This window comes from Francisella salina (assembly GCF_000219045.1).
Lineage (GTDB): Bacteria > Pseudomonadota > Gammaproteobacteria > Francisellales > Francisellaceae > Francisella > Francisella salimarina.
In genome coordinates this window covers 547,211-567,459 of the sequence record NC_015696.1, presented here as the reverse complement: position 1 = coordinate 567,459, position 20,249 = coordinate 547,211, and the positions used below count along the sequence as shown (strand labels likewise).

Sequence of the window (20,249 nt, the reverse complement as noted above, 5' to 3'; positions counted from 1 at the left end):
TTGGATGTAAACCAATGTCATACCACAACCCTTAAATAATATATTTTTACTAAAACAAATTCAAATACTTAAACAGTTTTTTAATCCTTATTTAGTTTAAATTACAACAACACAAGCTACAAAACATTATCACATATAGCGAGAACACTTTAGGCTTATATTTTTTTTATTTGCAAAAGAGAAATCTTTAGCTTATTATTCCCCTGTAACGATACCTAATAAGCATATTTTTAAAAGGTATCTTTTTATTGCAAACCACTTGCATTGTATTTTTTGATCAACTCACTTGGAGGCCTATTAATGAGTAAATATGCAACTCTTAAGTATGCAGAAAAAAATATTGAAATAGAATTACCAGTCTACACTCCTAGCCTTGGTAATGACTGCATCGATGTATCATCTCTGGTAAAGCATGGTGTCTTTACTTACGATCCTGGATTTATGTCAACTGCTGCGTGTGAGTCTACAATCACATATATCGACGGTGGCAAAGGTGTTCTTCTTCACAGGGGCTATCCAATAGAAGAATGGACACAAAAGTCAAACTATAGAAGTCTTTGCTATGCTTTAATATATGGAGAGCTTGGCAATGATACTCAAATTAACGATTTTAGAAGCGAAATCATTTCAAAAATGCCAGTATGTGAGCATGTCAAAGCTGCTATATCGTCTATGCCACAGCATACACACCCAATGTCTGGGTTAATTGCTGGTGTTAATGTATTAGCTGCTGAGCATATACACAATGGTCAAATAGAAGCTCAAGACGATGTTGCTAAAAATATTGTTGCTAAAATTGCTACTATTGCAGCAATGGCTTACAGACATAACCAAGGCAAAAAGTTCTTAGAACCTAAGAAAGAGTATGGCTACGCAGAAAACTTTATCTATATGATGTTTGGTGAAGATGAAAACTTTAAACCTGACGAGCTACATGTTAAGGCTATGGATACTATCTTCATGCTTCATGCTGATCATGAACAAAACGCTTCAACATCAACCGTTAGACTTTCTGGTTCAACTGGTAACTCTCCTTATGCTGCTATCATTGCTGGTATTACTGCTCTATGGGGTCCTGCTCATGGCGGTGCTAATGAAGCTGTATTAAAGATGCTATCAAAAATTGGTAGCGTTGATAATATCGACAAATTCATCGAGAAAGCGAAAGATAAAAATGATCCATTTAGGCTAATGGGCTTCGGGCATAGAGTATACAAAAACACTGATCCGAGAGCCACAGCTATGAAAGCTAACTGCGAAGAAATTCTAGCTAAGCTAGGTAACAGTGACAATCCGCTTCTTGCCATAGCTAAAAAATTAGAAGAAATTGCTCTACAAGATAGCTATTTTATCGATAGAAAACTTTTCCCGAATGTAGATTTCTACTCAGGAATTATCTTAAAAGCTATGGGTATCCCAGAAAGCATGTTTACAGCGATATTTGCTCTTGCAAGAACTTCTGGCTGGATATCTCAATGGATCGAAATGGTTAATGATCCTGCACAAAAAATTGGGCGTCCAAGACAGTTATACACTGGTGCAACTAGTAGAGATCTTTAATTTAATCAAAACTACATTCTTATTTTATTTACTTTTCTATCCAATTAAACTACGATTCCTTTATCAGTAAATTTCTACCTTATGTATAATGAATAGCTCTCCAACATTTGGTGAAAAGTTAGTCGCACCATTTAAACAGCCTAAAATGCTTACAATGCTAATCCTTGGCTATGCATCAGGATTACCTTTGATGCTTACAGCATCATCATTACTACTTTGGTATCGAGATAGCGGCATCAACATTCAAAATATAAGCTTTCTAACACTAATAGCTATACCATATACTTTCAAATATTTATGGGCCCCATTTCTTGATAAAATCAATATCTTAAACATAGGTAGGCGCAAAGGATGGATACTTACAACACAAGTAACTCTAATAATACTGATCGCACTCATGAGTCAATTATCCCCTGCAAATCAACCTCTTTTGATTGCATTCATTGGCTTTATGATATGCTTTACATCTGCGACACAAGATATTGCTATCAACGCATACCAAACAGAAGTCCTAAATGAAAGAGAGAAAGCTTTAGGTAACGCTATAGCAGTGATGGGTTACCGCATCGCCATGCTTGTTACAGGCTCATTAGTGTTAATATTTGCTGACTACTACAGTGGAGGTGCCGAGCCTATAAAAATATGCACCCCAAAACTTACCGAATACTACGGTGCAAGTACCTTATTTACCAATATTGATATAGTTTCAACTCAGAATCTTATATCCAATGGCTGGAGCTTAGCTTTAGTAACAATACTTGCATTTTTTATAATTTGCCCACTATATTGCATATTCTTGAGAGAATCCGCATCAACCATTGCTCCAAAAAACTTTAAAGAAGCCTTTACAGAACCCTTTATCGAATTCTTTAAACGACAAGGAATTAAAACAGCAATCATAATACTGTTAATAATAATTGGTTATAAGCTTGCAGATGCGATTGCGTTCTCACTTAATACGGTCTTTTTCGCCGACTTAGGCTTTGATAAAACCACGATAGCTGTTTCATACAAAGCCTTCTCATTAGCAGCCACACTAATAGGACTTATTACTGGTGGATTAATCGCTAACAAGATAGGAATTTTTAAAAGTTTTCTTTTCTTTAGCATTATTATGGCGTCAGCAAATCTAATGTACGTACTACTCGCAATCGTTGGTAAGAACTACTACTTAATGGTAAGCTCTGTTGCTGTCGAATACTTTTGTGGAGCAATGGGCACAGCAATACTTGTTGCAATGATAATGAGCCTTGTAAATATAAAGTTTTCAGCAACCCAATTTGCCGTACTTAGTTCGATTGACTCACTAGGAAGAGTTCTTGTAGGACCATTTGCCGGATATGTTCAAAGCCACTATAACTGGGAGGGACTCTTCATTGCTAGTTTCATAATCGGCATACTAATATCTACAATCATTTATATCTTCAGAAACAGAATCAAATTAATGGCAAATATTGAATAGGTTAACTCACTTATCTTTTCTGAAAAACAATAAAGAAATAATAAAAACTATCCATGGTAGCAAAAGAATCGCTAACACAACATTTTTTGTAATAGCAGTTATCTGAAGACTTGGGAATAATATAATTACCACCAAAACAAGAACTATAGAAAGCACACCTGCTATAAAAGAGAAAAGTGGTAGATTATTCTTAATCATTTATAACAGCCTATTTTGCAAACTGCTCAGAAACAAACTCCCAATTTACAATATCCCACAGAGACTCAACATACTTAGGTCTAGCATTGCGGTAATCGATATAGTATGCATGCTCCCAAACATCAAATGTTAGTAATGGCTTTTTACTCTCTGTTAGAGGACAACCTGCATTACTAGTAGTCACAATTTCAAGTTTACCATCAGTATTTTTAACTAGCCATGCCCAACCAGATCCAAATGTAGTCACTGCAGCTTTTGAAAACTGTTCTTTAAAACCATCTATTGACCCAAAAGTCTCAATTATAGCTGCTTTCAATTGACTAGATGCCTCAGTCTTATTAGGTGTTAGACAGTTCCAGTAAAATGTGTGATTATATACTTGAGCAGCATTATTAAATATACCACCAGAAGAAGTTTTTACTATTTCTTCCAAATTTTTACCAGCATGTTCTGTACCTTCAACCAAATTGTTTAGGTTTGTCACGTACGTTTGATGATGCTTACCGTAGTGATACTCAATCGTTTCTTTTGAAATAGTAGGCTCTAGTGCATCTAGTGCATAAGGTAGTTTTGGTAATTCAAATTTCATTTAATCATTCTCCTCGAACTAATTGAAGTTAATTATTATAGCATCTTAGTACTATACCCGTTTAGTATAATATGCTATCATTTTTTAGATAAAATTTCTAAGCTTAGTTGTTTAATCAAATAAAAAGGAAATAAATATGTATACACCTGAAGAGCAAAAAGTTGTTGATAGAATAGAAAAACAACTTAAAGAAAATGACATTATACTATACATGAAAGGCTCTCCAAACCTTCCTCAATGTGGCTTCTCTGCTCATGCTGCCACAGCTGTTAGATCATGCGGAAAACCATTCGCTTTTGTCAATATCTTAGAAAATCCTGACATCAGAGCTATTCTACCAAAATATGCAGACTGGCCAACCTTTCCTCAACTATGGGTAAAAGGTGAATTAGTGGGTGGATGCGATATAATCATGGAAATGAATGAATCTGGCGAATTGAAAGAGCTTATAGAATCAATCTAATCATCTATTACTTATCTTTGTCCAAGCATCTGTGCCATATTTACCAGTTGGCTTATATGCACTCATGGTACACAAGCTTGACTCAGGACCGATATTACATCTGTATAAATCACTACCTACAGCAACTACGGTGCCTCCCTTATAGTCTTCAATACTATATGGATAAATATACTCAGCACCACTAGGTTTAATCTCCTGTCTATCTGCTGCAACATGAGTGATATCATTTGTAATATTACTCCATGCTAAAAATCCTCTTTTATTCATGGGACTATAGGATAAGTCATTACAGTATCTTTCTTTCTGACATTCAAACTCTCTTCCTTCAGCTAGCACTATTTGACCAACCTTATAACTTCCCATTCCCTTTGGATAATTAGCCACCTTACCTGCTTTTAATTTATATTTCTTGTTTTTTGAGGACTTTTTAGTATTATTCGACTTAAGCTCTTGCCATGCAAGATCGCCATATAAACCATTAGGGATATAAGCATCATCATTACAAAGCCTAACTTCTAGCATAGACTTACATTTATACATCTTACCCGCAAAACTTACTATAGTATCAGCATCATAAGTTCCGATATTATATGGATACCTAATAATATGTGTATCTCCAATATACTTTTGTGGCTGTATAGAGCGTTTATTTATACTATCAACCTGACTATCCATATAAATATTCGAAAGTACTGGTGGCAATTTAACACTGGCTATTATATTAGTAGTACTCCAAGGCTTATGTTTATAATCATCACTCAAATCTTCTAATTTGATATTACTTGCATCAAAGTCCATACTCCAAATAGCGAATCCTGCAAATGATGCCTTATTTTCTTTCATCAACGTAACTGCTTTATTTATTTTAGATTCTGATAACACATATATCCTTCCTCCATGAACAGCACCCTGTGTAGCAGGAATAACAAAAACAAGCTTTTTGGGAGATATAACAATAGGTTTATCTATTTTACTATATTTAGGCTTATTTACTCTAAAACCATCTTGAGTCGTCAGTGCCCAAGCAAGCGAAGCTATAAATTTATCATAACCATCAATTGGTGAAATCTTAACATAATCATTATTAACATTTTTATCAAACCCTATAATTCCCTCAGATGGCTTCCCTGAGAAAGTACTTACAAACAGGTAATTTATTTTATCAATACCAATAGCATCTAATAACTCAACATAACCACTTTCTCTATACAAGTTATCTTCACCATTTTTTGCTAATGGCGCAACAATATATTCCCACTCAGGTGAGAAAGTTAACCAAAACTGCTTATTATTTTTCCTAAGACTTGATATTAAGCTACTTATTTTCATAGCTGCAATTTCAACTGTTTTGTCATTCTTTGGAATAGCTGAATGTGGTAAATTGAAGTTTACACCATCAAAACCATACTCTTTAACAACACTAGCTAAATTATCAAAATTCACAGCTTGCCAATCAATATGAGAAGATTCCCCGCCAATCGAAACAATAACATGCTTTCCTTTTGACTCCATATAGCCAATAAACTCTTTAAGCTCTTCTGGGCTATACAATCTATCTGAGCCCCTATTTTTTTCACCAAATGAAAGCTCAAACCCTTTCCCGTGTATATATGTTGCATATGCTGCTATTATCACATTATACTTACATACTTCGGGGTTTTGCTCACAATACTCTTTAGTTTTTGGCATAGCTATATCTACAGGGGTTGTATTAATCTGCTTACCAACAGTATCATAAGAGCTACTTTTAGCCCATAAGGGTAAAATTCCTGCGATAACTGGACCTTTTATTGTTTTATCGACTTGTGCACAAGCATTATTATAAATACACTCTCTAAGACTCTTAGCAAATGCTCCTGAACTATGCTCAGAATCTCCATATAAATCAGCGGCATAATCAGTATTTAGAGACCAGCCTGTTACACCTGCGAACCTTGGTTTAAACTTAAGCTTCTCAAACTGGGGCAACATGAGTTTAACAGCCTGCTCAGTTGTTAATGACAAAGTAGCATTTCCTTCAGGATGATATACTGTATTTGTGCCTCCTGAAACTGCATTTGTTGGCTCACCTATCAAAATTTTAGTATGAATTGGGATATGCAGGTCATTGACAATTCTTGAATAGCTATCAGCTATAAAGCCAGGTTCATATTCAGGATATGTGTCACACTCTTGAATAAATAAATAATCTATATATCCATTCTGGATGACTTTGTCATAGTCATTACTCTTACCCGTTGTCACTAGCTTATAGTCATTTACTTGAGGCTCTGCAACAATTACAATTTTTGAATCCAGTTTCTTGATATCAAGAGAAAGCTGATTAATAAAATCTGCTGAAGTAAACTTTCTAAAACTATAAACAATTCCATCAATATTATTTTTATGTAAAAAATTAACAATATTATTTGCTAAAGTGTTAATTTGAGCTTCTGTCATTTTTTTACCAAAAACTTTTGGCTCAATATCTGTTTTACTTACGCCAGGATAAAATGTATTTGGAACACCTCCCACTGCTAGTAACACTTTCATTCCAGAATTTTTAGCTTGTCTAACTTTATCTATGATAGTCTGTATCGATGTAGGACTAGAAGTATAAAGACCTATGTCAGTACCATATACCTCACCATAAGCAATAACAACAACATTATACCCATCACTCTTTGCCTTCTGAATATCGACTCTAGAGGTAGAGCTAGGTGTTCTAACATCCAAAAATCCTGCTATGATTCTATCTGGAAGCAGATTCGCTTTAGAAATATTTTTTTGTGTTCCTGTAACAGACTCTGCAGCTATATAAAAAGGTATAGTCAAAAAGCAAAATACAACCAGAGTAAAAAATCTTTTCATTACTATATAAATATAAATACTAATTACATAATTATAAATAATTTTATATAAATATGTTAACAATAGTCATTTTTTAATTACACTATTATCATATAAATCAAATAACTGATTTAATACTTTGACTAAAATGGAACAGGATGTAGAAGAAAATTAGATAACTAGTAGAACTTTTTAGTCGTCTTTTGAGTAATATAATCCTTTAGAAGAATTAAGCGCCTTAAGACGAGCATCAGCCTCTTGAAGCCTTTTTGTCGCAGCTTCAATATCAAGCTTAGAAGCATCTGGCTTCTTAAGAGCTTCTTGTGCTCGCTTCCTAGCTTTCTCTGCTTCTGCTTGATTTAAATTTTCAGCCCTTTCCATATCGTCTACCATAATTGTAACGCGAGTAGGAGTAACTTCAACAATACCACCTGAAACATATAGCACATCAGTATGTTCATCTTTTCTTATATTTACAACACCCGCAGGGAGAGTAGATAAAAGTTCAGTATGTCCATACGCTATACCCATCTCTCCAGCAGATCCGCGAAGACTTACAATATCAGCCTCACCTTTAAATACAGAACCTTGAGGACTAACAACATCAACTTTTAGGTATTTTTTTGTCATATCTACACCCTATTATAGAGTTTTTGCCTTCTCAATTGCTTCTTGAATTGAACCAACCATATAGAAAGCTTGCTCAGGTAAGTGATCATACTCACCATTAACTATAGCTTTAAAACTCGCTACAGTATCTTTAAGTGACACAAACTTACCAGGGTTACCAGTAAATACTTCAGCAACATGGAATGGCTGGGATAAGAATCTTTGAATCTTACGAGCTCTATCAACTGTTTTCTTATCTTCGTCAGATAATTCATCCATACCAAGAATAGCAATGATATCTTTCAGCTCTTTATACCTTTGAAGTACTTTCTGTACAGCACGAGCAGTTTCATAATGCTCCTGTCCAACTACTAGTGGATCTAACTGTCTAGAAGTTGAGTCTAGTGGATCTACAGCTGGATAAATACCTAACTCTGCAATTTGACGCGATAATACAATAGTCGCATCTAAGTGTGAGAATGTTGTAGCTGGTGATGGATCCGTTAAGTCATCTGCTGGTACATATACAGCCTGAACTGATGTAATAGAGCCTGTCTTAGTAGATGTAATACGCTCTTGTAAAGCACCCATCTCAGCAGCAAGTGTTGGCTGGTAACCAACTGCTGATGGCATACGTCCTAGTAGTGCTGATACTTCTGTGCCGGCAAGAGTATATCTATAAATGTTATCAATAAACATCAAGACATCGCGCTTCTCGTCACGGAAACCTTCAGCAATTGTTAGACCACTAAGAGCCACTCTTAATCTGTTTCCTGGTGGCTCATTCATCTGACCATATACCAAGGCAACTTTATCTAATACATTAGAGTCTTTCATTTCATAGTAGAAGTCGTTACCTTCACGAGTTCTTTCACCAACACCAGCAAATACAGAATATCCACTATGCTCTTTAGCAATGTTGTTGATAAGCTCCATCATTGTAACTGTCTTACCAACACCAGCACCACCGAAGAGGCCTACTTTACCACCTTTTGCAAATGGACAAATAAGATCAACTACTTTGATACCTGTTTCTAATATTTCAGTACTTAGTGCAAGCTCATCATAAGCAGGAGGAGCTTGGTGTATAGATCTTGTCTCTGTGTATTGAACAGGTCCAGCCTCATCGATAGGCTCACCTAATACGTTCATAATACGACCTAAAGTACCTTGACCTACTGGCACAGAGATTGGAGCATTTGTGTTTTCCACAACCATTCCGCGTCTTAAACCATCACTAGAACCCATAGCGATAGTACGTACTACGCCATCACCAATCTGTTGTTGTACTTCTAGCACTAAACCTGTTTCATTTACATCTAAAGCATCATATACTTTTGGAGTGTTATCTCGAGAAAACTCTACATCAATAACAGCACCAATTACTTGAATAATTTTACCTGTACTCATTTACCTCTCCTAAACTGCTGCCGCACCTGAACAAATTTCCGCAAGCTCTTGGGTAATCATAGCTTGTCTTACCTTGTTGTAATCTAATTTTAACTGATCAATAATATCACTAGCATTATCAGTTGCATTTTTCATAGCCATCATACGAGCTGCTTGCTCACATGCTGCATTTTCCAATATTGCGCCTCTAACTTGAGCTTCAATATACCTAATACACAGAGCATTTAATACTTCTTCTATATCCCTCTCATAGATATAGTCCCAATGGCCTTTAGAAGCATTTTTTTTGTTTTCTTTTAGCTCCTCTTCTGTGAAGATATCTTGTATAGGCAATAGCGTTTGCAATCTTGGCTTTTGCTTAATTGTACTAACAAACTCGTTACTACTCATATATAGTCTATCTATCTCACCAGCAGTAAACTTGTCTAACATCACTTTAACAGCTCCGCTAATAGCCCTAATACTGCCTTCTTTATCTTTATCGTTATAATGAGCTGTAGCCACTACATTTACATCTTTTAGCTTTGCAAAAAAGCTTGCTGCTTTTGAACCAATTACGCAGACATCAATCTCAACTCTATCTTCAACATTCTTTTTGATATTTTTAAGAACATGCTTAAACAAGTTAATATTAAGCCCACCACATAGGCCTCTATCAGTAGATGTAACTATATAGCCAACCCTCTTAACTTCTCTATCGAATAGATAAGGGTTCGGATAATCTATACTTGCAGATGTAACATTTTTGATAATAGTATTTGCACTTTCAACATAAGGGCGAACATTGTTCATCTTAACAATAGCTCCTCTCATCTTACTAGCCGCAACTAATTCCATAGCACCAGTGATCTTTTGTGTATTTTTAACACTCGATACCTTGGATTTTATTTCTCTAGCGTTAGACATAGTCTATACTCCTATTACCAAGCTTGATTTGCTTTACAATCTTCAACAATTGTTTTTAACTTGTCAGCTATCTCAGCATCATATTTGCCTGTCTCATTAATTTCTGCAACCACTTCTGCATAATTACTTTCTGCAAGAGCATGTAGCGCAGATTCAAATGGAATCACTTCAGAAACTTCTAGACTATCTAGATAGCCATTATCTGCCGCATACAATGATAATGCCATCAAAGCAATTGACAATGTCGAGAACTGCTTTTGTTTTAGAAGTTCTGTAACTCTTTGGCCTCTGTTAAGCTGTGCTCTAGTTGCTTCATCAAGATCTGATGCAAACTGTGAGAATGCTTCTAATTCTCTAAACTGAGCTAGTGCTAAACGGATACCGCCACCAAGCTTTTTAATAATCTTTGTTTGCGCAGCTCCACCAACACGAGATACCGAGTTACCTGGGTTGATTGCTGGTCTTAATCCAGAGTTAAATAAGTCTGTCTCTAAAAATATCTGACCGTCTGTAATTGAAATTACGTTTGTAGGTACAAATGCAGAAATATCACCAGCTTGTGTTTCAATAATAGGTAGTGCAGTTAAAGAACCAGTTTTACCTTTTACTTCACCGTTTGTGAATTTTTCCACATACTCTTCATTTACCCTAGCTGCTCTTTCTAGAAGCCTTGAGTGAAGATAGAATACATCACCAGGATATGCCTCACGTCCAGGCGGTCTTCTTAGAAGCAAAGAAATCTGTCTATATGCCCATGCCTGCTTAGTCAAATCATCGTACACAACCAAAGCGTCTTCACCACGATCTCTAAAGTATTCACCCATAGAACACCCAGCATAAGGTGCAATATATTGCAATGCAGCAGAATCAGAAGCTGTAGCAGCTACAATAATTGTATGCTCCATAGCCCCATGCTCCTCAAGCTGTCTAACAATATTTGCAATCGATGATGCTTTTTGGCCAATCGCCACATAAATACACTTTACACCAGTACCTTTTTGGTTGATAATCGCGTCGATAGCAATGGCAGTTTTACCAATCTGTCTATCACCGATAATTAACTCTCTTTGGCCTCTACCGATTGGAACCATCGAGTCAATTGACTTAACGCCAGTCTGTAATGCCTGATCTACTGATTTTCTCCAAATCACACCAGGTGCAATTTTTTCAATTGGTGAAGAGTGATCAGTTTCAATCTCACCCTTACCATCGATAGGGTTGCCCAAAGCGTCAACCACTCTACCTAAAAGAGCTTCTCCAACAGGCACCTCTAATATTCTACCTGTACAATATGCTTTATCGCCTTCTCTAATATGTTCATACTCACCTAAGACAACAGCCCCAACTGAGTCAGTATTTAGGTTTAGCGCTAAACCATATACGTCTCCTGGTAGCTTAATCATCTCACCAGCAGTTACATCATCCAAACCATAAATAGTAACAATACCATCAGCAACACTGACAATAGTACCTTCTGATTTAAGTTCAACTGAATTATCAAACTTTTCAATTCTTTTCTTTATTAAACCACTTATTTCTGATGGACTTAATTGCATAAGCTCACTTCCTATAATTTATGATAACAAAATACTTTTTAATGTCTCTATACGACCTGATACAGAATCATCTATTACTGTATCACCAACCTTAATTACTGTTCCACCCACTATAACAGGGTCAACACTCACATTCATTTCAATAGCGCAGTTAAACTTCTCTTCAAGTTTAGCTTTTAGCTTAGTAAGCGTGCTCTTATCAGCTTTATAAGCCAAGGTAACATCTGCTACTTTTATATTATTGTGTGTGTTTTTGATAGTTTCAAACTGGAATGCTATTTCAGGCAGTATAGATAACTTTTTATTTTCTGCTATTAGTGCAACAAAGTTATAAAACTTCACATCTAACTGGCCTTTTACAGCGCTTATAATCTCATCCTGAGAAATTTCAGGATTAGCAATAATAGCTGCGACAGAATCATCTTGTACTAATTCAGAAAAAGACTGAAGATGCTTTGACCATTCTTGCAGAAGATTATACTCATTTGCAAACTCAAACGCAGCCTTTGCATATGGTTTAGCAATTACACTTAGATTTGTCATGTACCTACCTTTTATACCCAAAAGTTATACTTTCTCTACGAAGTCTTTCAGAATCTTTTTACTAGATTGCTCATCAACATTTGCTGATATAATCTTACTAGCAGCCGCCATAGCCAAGCTAACAACTTCATGTTTAAGTTCTTCTTTAGCTTTGATTTTTTCTTGCTCGATTTCAGCCATAGCCATGCTTTTGATTTTATCAGCTGCTGCAATAGCCTCTTCTTTAGCTTGTTCATCTACTTTATGAGCTCTAACATAAGCATTCTCAACTATTTCAGTAGCCTTTGCTTTAGCTTCACGCAATACTTCAGCAGACTGTCTTTTGGCAACTTCTAACTCTCTAGATGCTCTATCAGCAGATGCCAAACCTTCAGCAATCTTTTCTCTACGCTCATCTAAAGCCTTGCGCAGTGGAGGCCATACAAACTTCATTGTAAAGCCAACGAAGATTGCAAATGTTATCATCTGCCCAATTAGAGTTATATTAATATCCATCTACTTATCCTTTAGATAACAAATTTATGATTTTATATTCTTTTTACTATGCACCAACAACTTTTTGAGCAGCTTCTGCTAAGCCAGGGATAGCTAATGGGTTAGCATACAACACTAAGAAACCAATAGCGATTGAGATAGCAGCGAATGCATCTACGAAAGCAGCAACAATAAACATACGACCAAGTAGCATACCACCTAGCTCTGGCTGACGAGCCACGCCCTCTAGATACTTACCACCCAACACACCAAAACCTATCGCAGTACCTAATGCTGGTAAAGAGATTAGTAAAGCAACCGCTATAGCAGTCAAACCATTTAAGTTACCTAAAACCTGTAAAGACATATCCATTTCTTATTTCTCCTGTTTTATTTAATTTTATTTAGGTTGATTTAAACTTAGTGAGCTTCCTGCGCCATATTTAGGTAAACCACAGTCAGCATCATAAATACAAATGCTTGTATTAAAACTATCAATATATGGAAAATAGCCCATATTCCGCCAAGTGTCCACTGGAACCACCACGGTAACAGAGCAATCAAGATAAATATTAACTCTCCTGCAAAAATATTACCAAATAAACGTAGCGACAGCGAAACTGGCTTAACTATCTCATCTACAAGTCTAAAGAATATATTTAAAGGGAATAACCATATCCCGAAAGGAGAACTTAAAATCTCTTTCAGCAAACCAAATCCTTTAGCTTTAAGATTATAAAAAACCACCAAGAAAAATACCGCGATAGACATCGCAAAAGTAACGTTAGGATCTGCTGTAGGCACCACCCTAAAATACACATCATGACTACTTGTGAAAAAGCTAATAATCCAACCAAAAAGATCAACAGGGAGTAAATCCATCAAATTCATAAGAACAACCCAGACAAAGATTGTTAAGGCCAGTGGCGTAACAAAATCTCTTTTGTGATGATAGTTTTCAGCAACCATACCATCCATCCATTCCCATACTGCTTCGATCATATTTTGAAACCTTCCGGGAACTCCTGCATTAGCTTTTCTTGCCGCCATAAACATAGCTAAGATGAATACAACTCCCAAAACCCCACTAACTAGCAAAGAGTCGACATTTAATTGCCAGAAAGAACCTTCGCCAAGGCTTATTTGCCAATGATGTAAGTGATGCTGAACGTACTCAGTAGCTACTTGAGAACCTGCTTCTGTATTTGCCATTACATATCCACCAATAATTTTTAAATATTTTTTATATTTAACAACCCTAAAACGTGCCTATCTTACCCTTCTAAACAAGATAGGCACAAAACATACAACCAATTGTAACAAAAGTAATCCAAAAATGTAAGAAAATAATTTGGGTTTGACATAAACTGCCAACAGTATTGTAATCAATGCTACAATGCCTAATTTTAGAAGCTCGCTCATATAAAAAATGACTATCTCAACTCCTGGACTGAACTGCTTTTCAACAAACAATCTGAAGAAAAAAATAAAATTGGCTAAAAACATTGTTGCAGCACCAAACGCAAAAGAATTAGCGTATACATAGCCATATATTGACAAAATAACAAGATATCCAACGATACCCAAACAAAACTGAATTAAAATAAATCTTTTCTCATTTACCCTAATATTTGACAACACAACTCAACTATCACTGTTAATAAAAAATATTAAAGCTATGATATCAAAAAAGCATATATTTAACAAAGAAAAGCTTTAGGCTTGATTTATATATTACTGGAACTTAAAATTATATCCTTAAACTACCTAAAATAGGCACGGTATGGAACAAAAAATTCACAACATTCGCGGATATGCATGGATAATAATTGTACTTAGTTCTTTCTTGCTCTTTGACAAATATATTATGCAAGTATTTCCAAGCCTAATTACTGATGATATGATGTCCAGCTTTCATACCAACGCCACTCAAACAGGGGCGTTAGGCTCAGCTTTTTTTTGGTCGATAATTATCTGTCAGCTATTTCTTGCAGGCCCAATTATAGACAAATTTGGATTTAGACTAATAAGCCCAATATCAATAACCATCTCTGCAATAGGGGTCATACTTTTTGTTGTAGCCTCAAATCTAGGTAGCTTAAGCATGGCATATATTGCTAGAATTATTACAGGGCTAGGAGTTTCATTTGCCACCATATCTTACTTAAAAGCTGTTTCCGTTTGGTTTGAACCCCGTAAGTTTGCATTCGCTGCTAGTTTTTTAGCAACTGCAGCAATGATTGGCGCACTCTGCGCACAAGCACCTCTAGCATACCTAATAACACTATGTGGCGACTGGAAAATGGCTATGCTTCTATTCGCAGTTGCTAGTTTATTTATCGGTGTTCTTTACTATATAGTTGTACGTGACTTTAACCCAAAACAGCCTGAAGCTAGCTCTCCAAGTAATCAATTAAAAACATTAGATGCGCTAAAAGAAGTTGTCAAAAATAAAAATAACTGGCTTTTAACTTTTTATGTAGGACTAAGCTTTACAGCTGTTGATGCATTTGCTGGATTTTGGGGCAATGCTTATTTTAGAGAAGCCTACCACATATCTCGTGAAGAAGCTGCTAGCATCATATCAATGATATTCATAGGTATGGCAATAGGATCTCCAATCATAGGAAAGCTATCTGAAATTCTTGATAGCCGAAAAGGGGTCATGATTTTCTTTCACATTATAGGATCTATCGCCTTAAGCTTTGTACTACTAACCAAAACTAGTGCAACGCTATCAGCAATACTACTTTTCGTATTTGGCTTATGCCTAGGCATATACATGCTATCGTTTGCAATAGGAAATCGTATAAATCCTATCGTTATCACAGCCACAGTAGCAGCATTCATCAATACAGGGGAACCAATATTAGGAGCTATCTTTGACCCTTTAATTGGCTATTTCCTAGACTGGTCGTGGACTGGAAAATACCTAAACAAAGCAGGAGAGGTTATTTCACAACACACAAGTCCTGATGATATTAAATATTTTGATTTAAGTTCATACCATTTTGCTTTTACAACTCTTGTGATAAGTATGGCAGCATCCTTGATAGTCCTATTATTAATAAAAGATAGTAAAGACTAAAAGGTATCTTACTTAAGCAACATGTCAAATCTTGAATCTAATTTAGCCTCGACTGTTACAAGCTTCTGTTGCTTCTCATCATAAAACTCTAACTTTCCAGCATGAAGTAACAATTTATCTACACCCCTTGCTAGTAGTTTTTTATCTTTATCTATGTAGCCATATTTTTTGTCAGCTACAATAGGATGTCCCATAGCTTTAGTATGAACCCTGATTTGATGAGTACGGCCGGTTTCCAACTTAATCTCTAAAAGACTATAATCTCCAACTTTTTGCACCGATAATATTCTTGTAAGAGCTTTTTTACCTTCTCGTTTATCAACTTTGACTATTCTTTGACCATCTTTTGTCTCTCTACGACTCAAAGGTAGGTCAATCATTAAAATCTTTTTATCCCAATAGCCATGAACTAAAGCATAATAAATTTTTTTCACTTTACGTTCTTTGAAGATATCAAAGAAATATACTAGCGAGCTATGTTTTTTAGCCAACAGTACACAACCAGAAGTTTCTTTATCGAGTCTATGCACCAAATCTAAACGCCTTGCTTTAGGGCGTAACTGTCTCAACCTTTCTACTAAGCCAGAATTGACACCGGACCCACCATGAACAGCCATACCAGATGGTTTATTTACAATAATATAATCATCTGTCTCATATAAAATTCGTTGTTCTAAAAAATCTAAATGTGACCTAGGAACCTTTATATTTTCTACTTTTTCATCTAAATTGAATGGCGGTATCCTAACGATATCCCCCGCACTTACACGAGTTGTCTGCTTAACTCTTTTTTTATTTACACGTAATTCACCCTTGCGAATCCATCGGTAAATAAGCGGTTTTGGCAAGCGAGAATATCTACCTATTAAAAAATTATCAATCCTTTGCTCTACAATATCTTCAGCAACTTTAATAAGTTGAACCTTATTCATTTGAGATACCAAAATTATTATTCTGCATATCGTTCAGCCTACTTATCGTTCTTTGAAACTCGAATCTTAAACGCTCACCTTTATAAAGCTGAGTAAAATCACTATTCGCCAATATAACAACTTTTTTGTTTTGATCATAGAACTCATCAATAAGGGCAATAAAACGTCGCGCCATATCCTCATTATACTGATCAAAACCAGTCAGTTTATAAATAAAAACTTGTTCATACTTACTACAAATATCAATATAATCATAAGAGCTTCTACCATCACCACAAATAACCTTAAAGTCAAAACAAATATCCTTATGGCTTATAAGTAGCGCAGCAATTCTCCTACCCAAAACATCTATACTTAGATCTTTATCAAAGTGCTCATTTCTAAGGAAAAACTTATCAAAAAAGTTTTTACGATTTTGCTCGTTATATGGGTAGAGGTAATTTAAGTATTCCGTAGGCAAACGAAACCTATAATCAACACCTGAATCTAAGTTCAAAACATTAAGATTTTTAATAAGAATATCTATAGCTGGTAAAAATAGCTCTCTTTGCAAACCTCTCTTATATAAATTTTCAGGCTCAATATTCGAGGTGGCTACAAGTATTACACCAAGCTTAAACAATTCTGTGAAAACACTTCCCAAAATCATAGCATCAGCAATATCTTCTACAAAGAACTCATCAAAACAAATAATTCGCATATCCTTAGCCATATCATATGCAACCTTCGATATGGGGTTCTTATAACCTTGATATTTCCTTAATTCTGAATGAATCTCCTTCATAAAATGAGAGAAGTGCTGTCTTCTTTTTTGCTTAATAGGTAAATTATCAAAAAAAATATCCATGATGAAGGTTTTACCTCTACCTACACCTCCCCACATATAAAGTCCTTTGATATGAGAATATAATGACCTCTTGAGAAAACCGAACTTCTTTTTCTTATCTACTGATATCTGATTCATTATTTCCTGCAAATTCTTTATAGCCTCAAGCTGCAAAGAATCCACTTTTAGATTAAGTTCTCGAACTTTTTTGAGATAAGCGTTCTCTAATTTCATTATTTGACTTCTTTATCTTTAACTAAAACTAATAGGAAAAAAGACACAAACATGCTAAAAACCAAAATCAAAAAAGCATTATGATAAGCACTTATATGAAAATACCTATGAGTGCCTTCCGTAGCAACATTTGTAATTTGATTATGAATATCTATATATTGACCAGTCCATGTCAGATCAAGTAGATGCCCTATAAGAGGATCGAATAACGCACCTAGTAATGGCTCACCTGTATTAATTAAAGCAGCTACAGTAGCGGCCACAACTATTGGGTTTATGCGATTACCTATGGCAAAAGCTAGCATATATACCCCCAGGCAAAATCCAAATACAAACAATAATGCTCCTGAAACTCCGGGAGTGAGCTTAAATTGTAAAACCAAAGCCAAACAAATTGTTGCAATTATATGGAAAATGACCATAATCTTAACTCTACTATCAAATTTCTCAGAAAGCTTACCAATAACAGGAGAGCCTATAGCAAGTCCAAGAAACATCATAGATACAATAAATGAAGCTTCTTTAGCAGGAATTCCATATAACTCCCTGAAGTAGTTATTACCCCAAATACCACCAAAAACATCTATCGTTGTAAATGTTAATCCCGTATATAGTGTAAGGTACCAATTATTCTTGTTCATAAGTACCTTTTTTATACCAGCGAGAGTTCCTGCATTCCCTCTAGTATCATTAGCAAATGATGCTTCAGGGTTATAGTCTCTTACCAAGGCAAGATATAGCAAAGCCATAACTATACTAAAGCATGCATAACCAATTAAGGCCCTATGCCATGACCCTGTAATTTCAATAAGATAAACAAGCGGAACTTGTCCTAGCAAAGCTCCCAGCATTGCAGCAGTCATCAAAAAACTACAAACAAAGGCGAATTTACGTGGATCGAACCAAACTGCTGCTGCTTTAATATAACCAACAGTAGCAAAAGATGCTCCTATTCCAATCATTAATCGAGAAACACAGCCAAGTTCAAAACTATGAATATCTGCCGAAAGAACAAATAACATTAGCCCAATTGCAGAAAGAATCAGTGAAAAAAAACTGACTTTTCTAAACCCTAACTTGTCTATAATTGGGCCGGCTACAAAAAACTGACAAAATACTACTGACCACAAAAATAGCGATACCATAGCACTCATTTCTGTAGCATTTATCGAAAAACTAGTCATCAGCTCATTTGCTATAAGACTAGGAGATACATTCATTATGTATTTATCAATCAGTAAAAATGAGCTCAGACCCACAACTATCCAAGCATAACCTTTTATATTATGTAACTTCATATAACTATTTTTTCTAGAAAATTTATTAATTCATTCAAATGAATTTGCTCTTGCGGCTTATCTTGTTGTAAATATTTCACACCAACAGCTTGTTGCAACAGTTCATCCTGACCAATTATCACAGCAATTTCAGCACCAGACTTATCTGCCTTCTTAAACTGCGACTTAAAGCTACCGAATTTCAAATCCATACCTACCTTTAGCATAGGTAACTCTTGGCGTATACTCTCAACCGTCAGCAACGATCTATGCAACTGACTACTATCTAGCACGAAAAAAACATCACAAGCATCATTATCTAGAGGAAGCTTACCTTCACTTTCAAGTAAAAGTATTAATCGCTCTAGACCAATAGCAAAGCCGATAGCACCAGTTTTTTGACCACCTAAGTTTTCTACTAAATTATCATAACGACCACCAGCGCATACTGCTGCTTGAGCACCCAACTGATCAGTAGTCCATTCAAAAACCAATCCGCTATAATAATCTAGACCTCTGACTAGCTTCTGATTAACTCTATATCCAACCCCTAGATTATCAAGGTACTCACATGTTTGTTTAAGCTTAAGCAACGAGTCTTCGTCAATAAAATCAATAAGCTTAGGAGCATTCACCAATATCTGTTGAGTTTGCTCATTCTTAGAGTCGAGTATTCTCAAAGGATTCTTATCCAACCTCTTGATAGAATCTTCATCCAGTTGAGCATGATATGGTTTTAGATACTCTAACAGTGCTTTAGTATATTCTTGTCTATCAGAACTAGATCCAAGACTATTTAACTCCAACTTTACACATCCAGAAATACCCAGCTCTCTAAATAAGTTCCAGCCAATAGTAAGAATTTCTAAGTCTATCGCAATATTATCATAACCATAAGCTTCAACACCAAGTTGATAAAATTGTCTATACCGACCTTTTTGAGGTCTCTCATAGCGAAACATAGGCCCAGAATACCAAAGCTTTTGTGTTTGCCCCCTATTAGCCAAACTATTCTCAATTACCATACGCACACAACCGGCCGTACCTTCAGGTCTGAGCGTTAGACTTTCTCCACTTCTATCTACAAAATCATATGTTTCTTTTGAAACTATATCTGAAGTTTCTCCGACACTTCTATGAAATAGCTCACTCTTCTCTAAGACAGGTAGTCTAACTTCATCATAATTATATCTACCAAGAATTGATTTTATTTTTGACTCTAGAAATTGCCACTTAAAGCTATCAGAAGGAAGAATATCATTAAAGCCACGGATAATAGTAAGTTTGCTCATA

General features: G+C 35.5%; 20 protein-coding genes. 4 read left to right on the top strand and 16 right to left on the bottom strand.

The annotated features are described in order from the left end of the window. Nucleotides 1-300 precede the first annotated feature (300 nt). Nucleotides 301-1,560 (top strand): citrate synthase, encoded by a 1,260-nt coding sequence (locus tag F7308_RS02835; protein WP_013922341.1) that lies wholly within the window; start codon nucleotides 301-303, stop codon nucleotides 1,558-1,560. Between the two features lie 88 nt (nucleotides 1,561-1,648). After that, nucleotides 1,649-3,022, top strand: a complete 1,374-nt coding sequence (locus F7308_RS02830; protein WP_013922340.1) for an AmpG family muropeptide MFS transporter — start codon at nucleotides 1,649-1,651, stop codon at nucleotides 3,020-3,022. Nucleotides 3,023-3,028: 6 nt separating this feature from the next. On the opposite strand, the gene F7308_RS02825 is transcribed toward F7308_RS02830, so the two are convergent. Beyond that, on the bottom strand, nucleotides 3,029-3,220 hold the full coding sequence (locus F7308_RS02825) for a hypothetical protein (protein ID WP_013922339.1): 192 nt from the start codon (nucleotides 3,218-3,220) through the stop codon (nucleotides 3,029-3,031). Between the two features lie 10 nt (nucleotides 3,221-3,230). After that, entirely contained in the window at nucleotides 3,231-3,809 is a 579-nt protein-coding gene (locus tag F7308_RS02820) for a superoxide dismutase (RefSeq protein ID WP_013922338.1), read from the bottom strand. Between the two features lie 136 nt (nucleotides 3,810-3,945). Here F7308_RS02820 and grxD point away from each other — a divergent pair, with 136 nt between their 5' ends. Continuing rightward, a complete protein-coding gene (gene grxD / locus F7308_RS02815; RefSeq protein ID WP_013922337.1) occupies nucleotides 3,946-4,272 on the top strand; it encodes a Grx4 family monothiol glutaredoxin in 327 nt (108 codons plus the stop codon). Here the strand turns inward: grxD and F7308_RS02810 are convergent, their stop codons facing one another. The 10 genes from F7308_RS02810 to F7308_RS02765 form a co-directional block, all read right to left on the bottom strand. Further along, nucleotides 4,273-7,122 (bottom strand): glycosyl hydrolase family 18 protein, encoded by a 2,850-nt coding sequence (locus F7308_RS02810; RefSeq protein ID WP_013922336.1) that lies wholly within the window; start codon nucleotides 7,120-7,122, stop codon nucleotides 4,273-4,275. Between the two features lie 171 nt (nucleotides 7,123-7,293). Beyond that, on the bottom strand, nucleotides 7,294-7,731 hold the full coding sequence (locus F7308_RS02805) for a F0F1 ATP synthase subunit epsilon (protein ID WP_013922335.1): 438 nt from the start codon (nucleotides 7,729-7,731) through the stop codon (nucleotides 7,294-7,296). A gap of 12 nt (nucleotides 7,732-7,743) precedes the next feature. Further along, entirely contained in the window at nucleotides 7,744-9,120 is a 1,377-nt protein-coding gene (gene atpD / locus F7308_RS02800) for a F0F1 ATP synthase subunit beta (RefSeq protein WP_013922334.1), read from the bottom strand. Nucleotides 9,121-9,129: 9 nt separating this feature from the next. After that, a complete protein-coding gene (locus F7308_RS02795; RefSeq protein ID WP_013922333.1) occupies nucleotides 9,130-10,026 on the bottom strand; it encodes a F0F1 ATP synthase subunit gamma in 897 nt (298 codons plus the stop codon). A gap of 14 nt (nucleotides 10,027-10,040) precedes the next feature. Beyond that, nucleotides 10,041-11,582 carry a F0F1 ATP synthase subunit alpha gene (gene atpA, locus F7308_RS02790; protein ID WP_013922332.1) on the bottom strand — a complete coding sequence of 514 codons (1,542 nt, stop codon included), beginning with the start codon at nucleotides 11,580-11,582 and terminating at the stop codon, nucleotides 10,041-10,043. A gap of 18 nt (nucleotides 11,583-11,600) precedes the next feature. Continuing rightward, entirely contained in the window at nucleotides 11,601-12,125 is a 525-nt protein-coding gene (locus F7308_RS02785) for a F0F1 ATP synthase subunit delta (RefSeq protein ID WP_013922331.1), read from the bottom strand. A 24-nt stretch (nucleotides 12,126-12,149) separates the two neighbouring features. After that, entirely contained in the window at nucleotides 12,150-12,620 is a 471-nt protein-coding gene (locus F7308_RS02780; protein WP_013922330.1) for a F0F1 ATP synthase subunit B, read from the bottom strand. Nucleotides 12,621-12,666: 46 nt separating this feature from the next. Next, complete coding sequence (locus F7308_RS02775; RefSeq protein ID WP_013922329.1) at nucleotides 12,667-12,972, bottom strand: F0F1 ATP synthase subunit B; 306 nt, start codon at nucleotides 12,970-12,972, stop codon at nucleotides 12,667-12,669. A gap of 47 nt (nucleotides 12,973-13,019) precedes the next feature. After that, nucleotides 13,020-13,811, bottom strand: coding sequence for a F0F1 ATP synthase subunit A (atpB, locus tag F7308_RS02770; RefSeq protein ID WP_013922328.1), 792 nt, complete (start codon nucleotides 13,809-13,811; stop codon nucleotides 13,020-13,022). 57 nt (nucleotides 13,812-13,868) lie between these two features. After that, nucleotides 13,869-14,240 (bottom strand): ATP synthase subunit I, encoded by a 372-nt coding sequence (locus F7308_RS02765; RefSeq protein WP_083817021.1) that lies wholly within the window; start codon nucleotides 14,238-14,240, stop codon nucleotides 13,869-13,871. A gap of 142 nt (nucleotides 14,241-14,382) precedes the next feature. Here F7308_RS02765 and F7308_RS02760 point away from each other — a divergent pair, with 142 nt between their 5' ends. Beyond that, nucleotides 14,383-15,687: an MFS transporter gene (locus F7308_RS02760; protein WP_013922326.1), complete on the top strand. Its 1,305-nt coding sequence runs from the start codon at nucleotides 14,383-14,385 to the stop codon at nucleotides 15,685-15,687. 8 nt (nucleotides 15,688-15,695) lie between these two features. Here the strand turns inward: F7308_RS02760 and F7308_RS02755 are convergent, their stop codons facing one another. The 4 genes from F7308_RS02755 to hisS are packed head-to-tail and all read right to left on the bottom strand — an operon-like array spanning nucleotide 15,696 to nucleotide 20,248. Beyond that, a complete protein-coding gene (locus F7308_RS02755; RefSeq protein WP_013922325.1) occupies nucleotides 15,696-16,619 on the bottom strand; it encodes an RluA family pseudouridine synthase in 924 nt (307 codons plus the stop codon). After that, on the bottom strand, nucleotides 16,612-17,679 hold the full coding sequence (zapE, locus tag F7308_RS02750) for a cell division protein ZapE (RefSeq protein WP_013922324.1): 1,068 nt from the start codon (nucleotides 17,677-17,679) through the stop codon (nucleotides 16,612-16,614). Before zapE ends, F7308_RS02755 begins: the two co-directional genes overlap by 8 nt. Continuing rightward, on the bottom strand, nucleotides 17,679-18,977 hold the full coding sequence (locus tag F7308_RS02745; RefSeq protein WP_013922323.1) for an MFS transporter: 1,299 nt from the start codon (nucleotides 18,975-18,977) through the stop codon (nucleotides 17,679-17,681). Before F7308_RS02745 ends, zapE begins: the two co-directional genes overlap by 1 nt. Then, nucleotides 18,974-20,248, bottom strand: coding sequence for a histidine--tRNA ligase (gene hisS, locus F7308_RS02740; protein ID WP_013922322.1), 1,275 nt, complete (start codon nucleotides 20,246-20,248; stop codon nucleotides 18,974-18,976). The genes F7308_RS02745 and hisS overlap by 4 nt, the downstream gene beginning before the upstream one ends. Nucleotide 20,249: the final 1 nt, after the last annotated feature.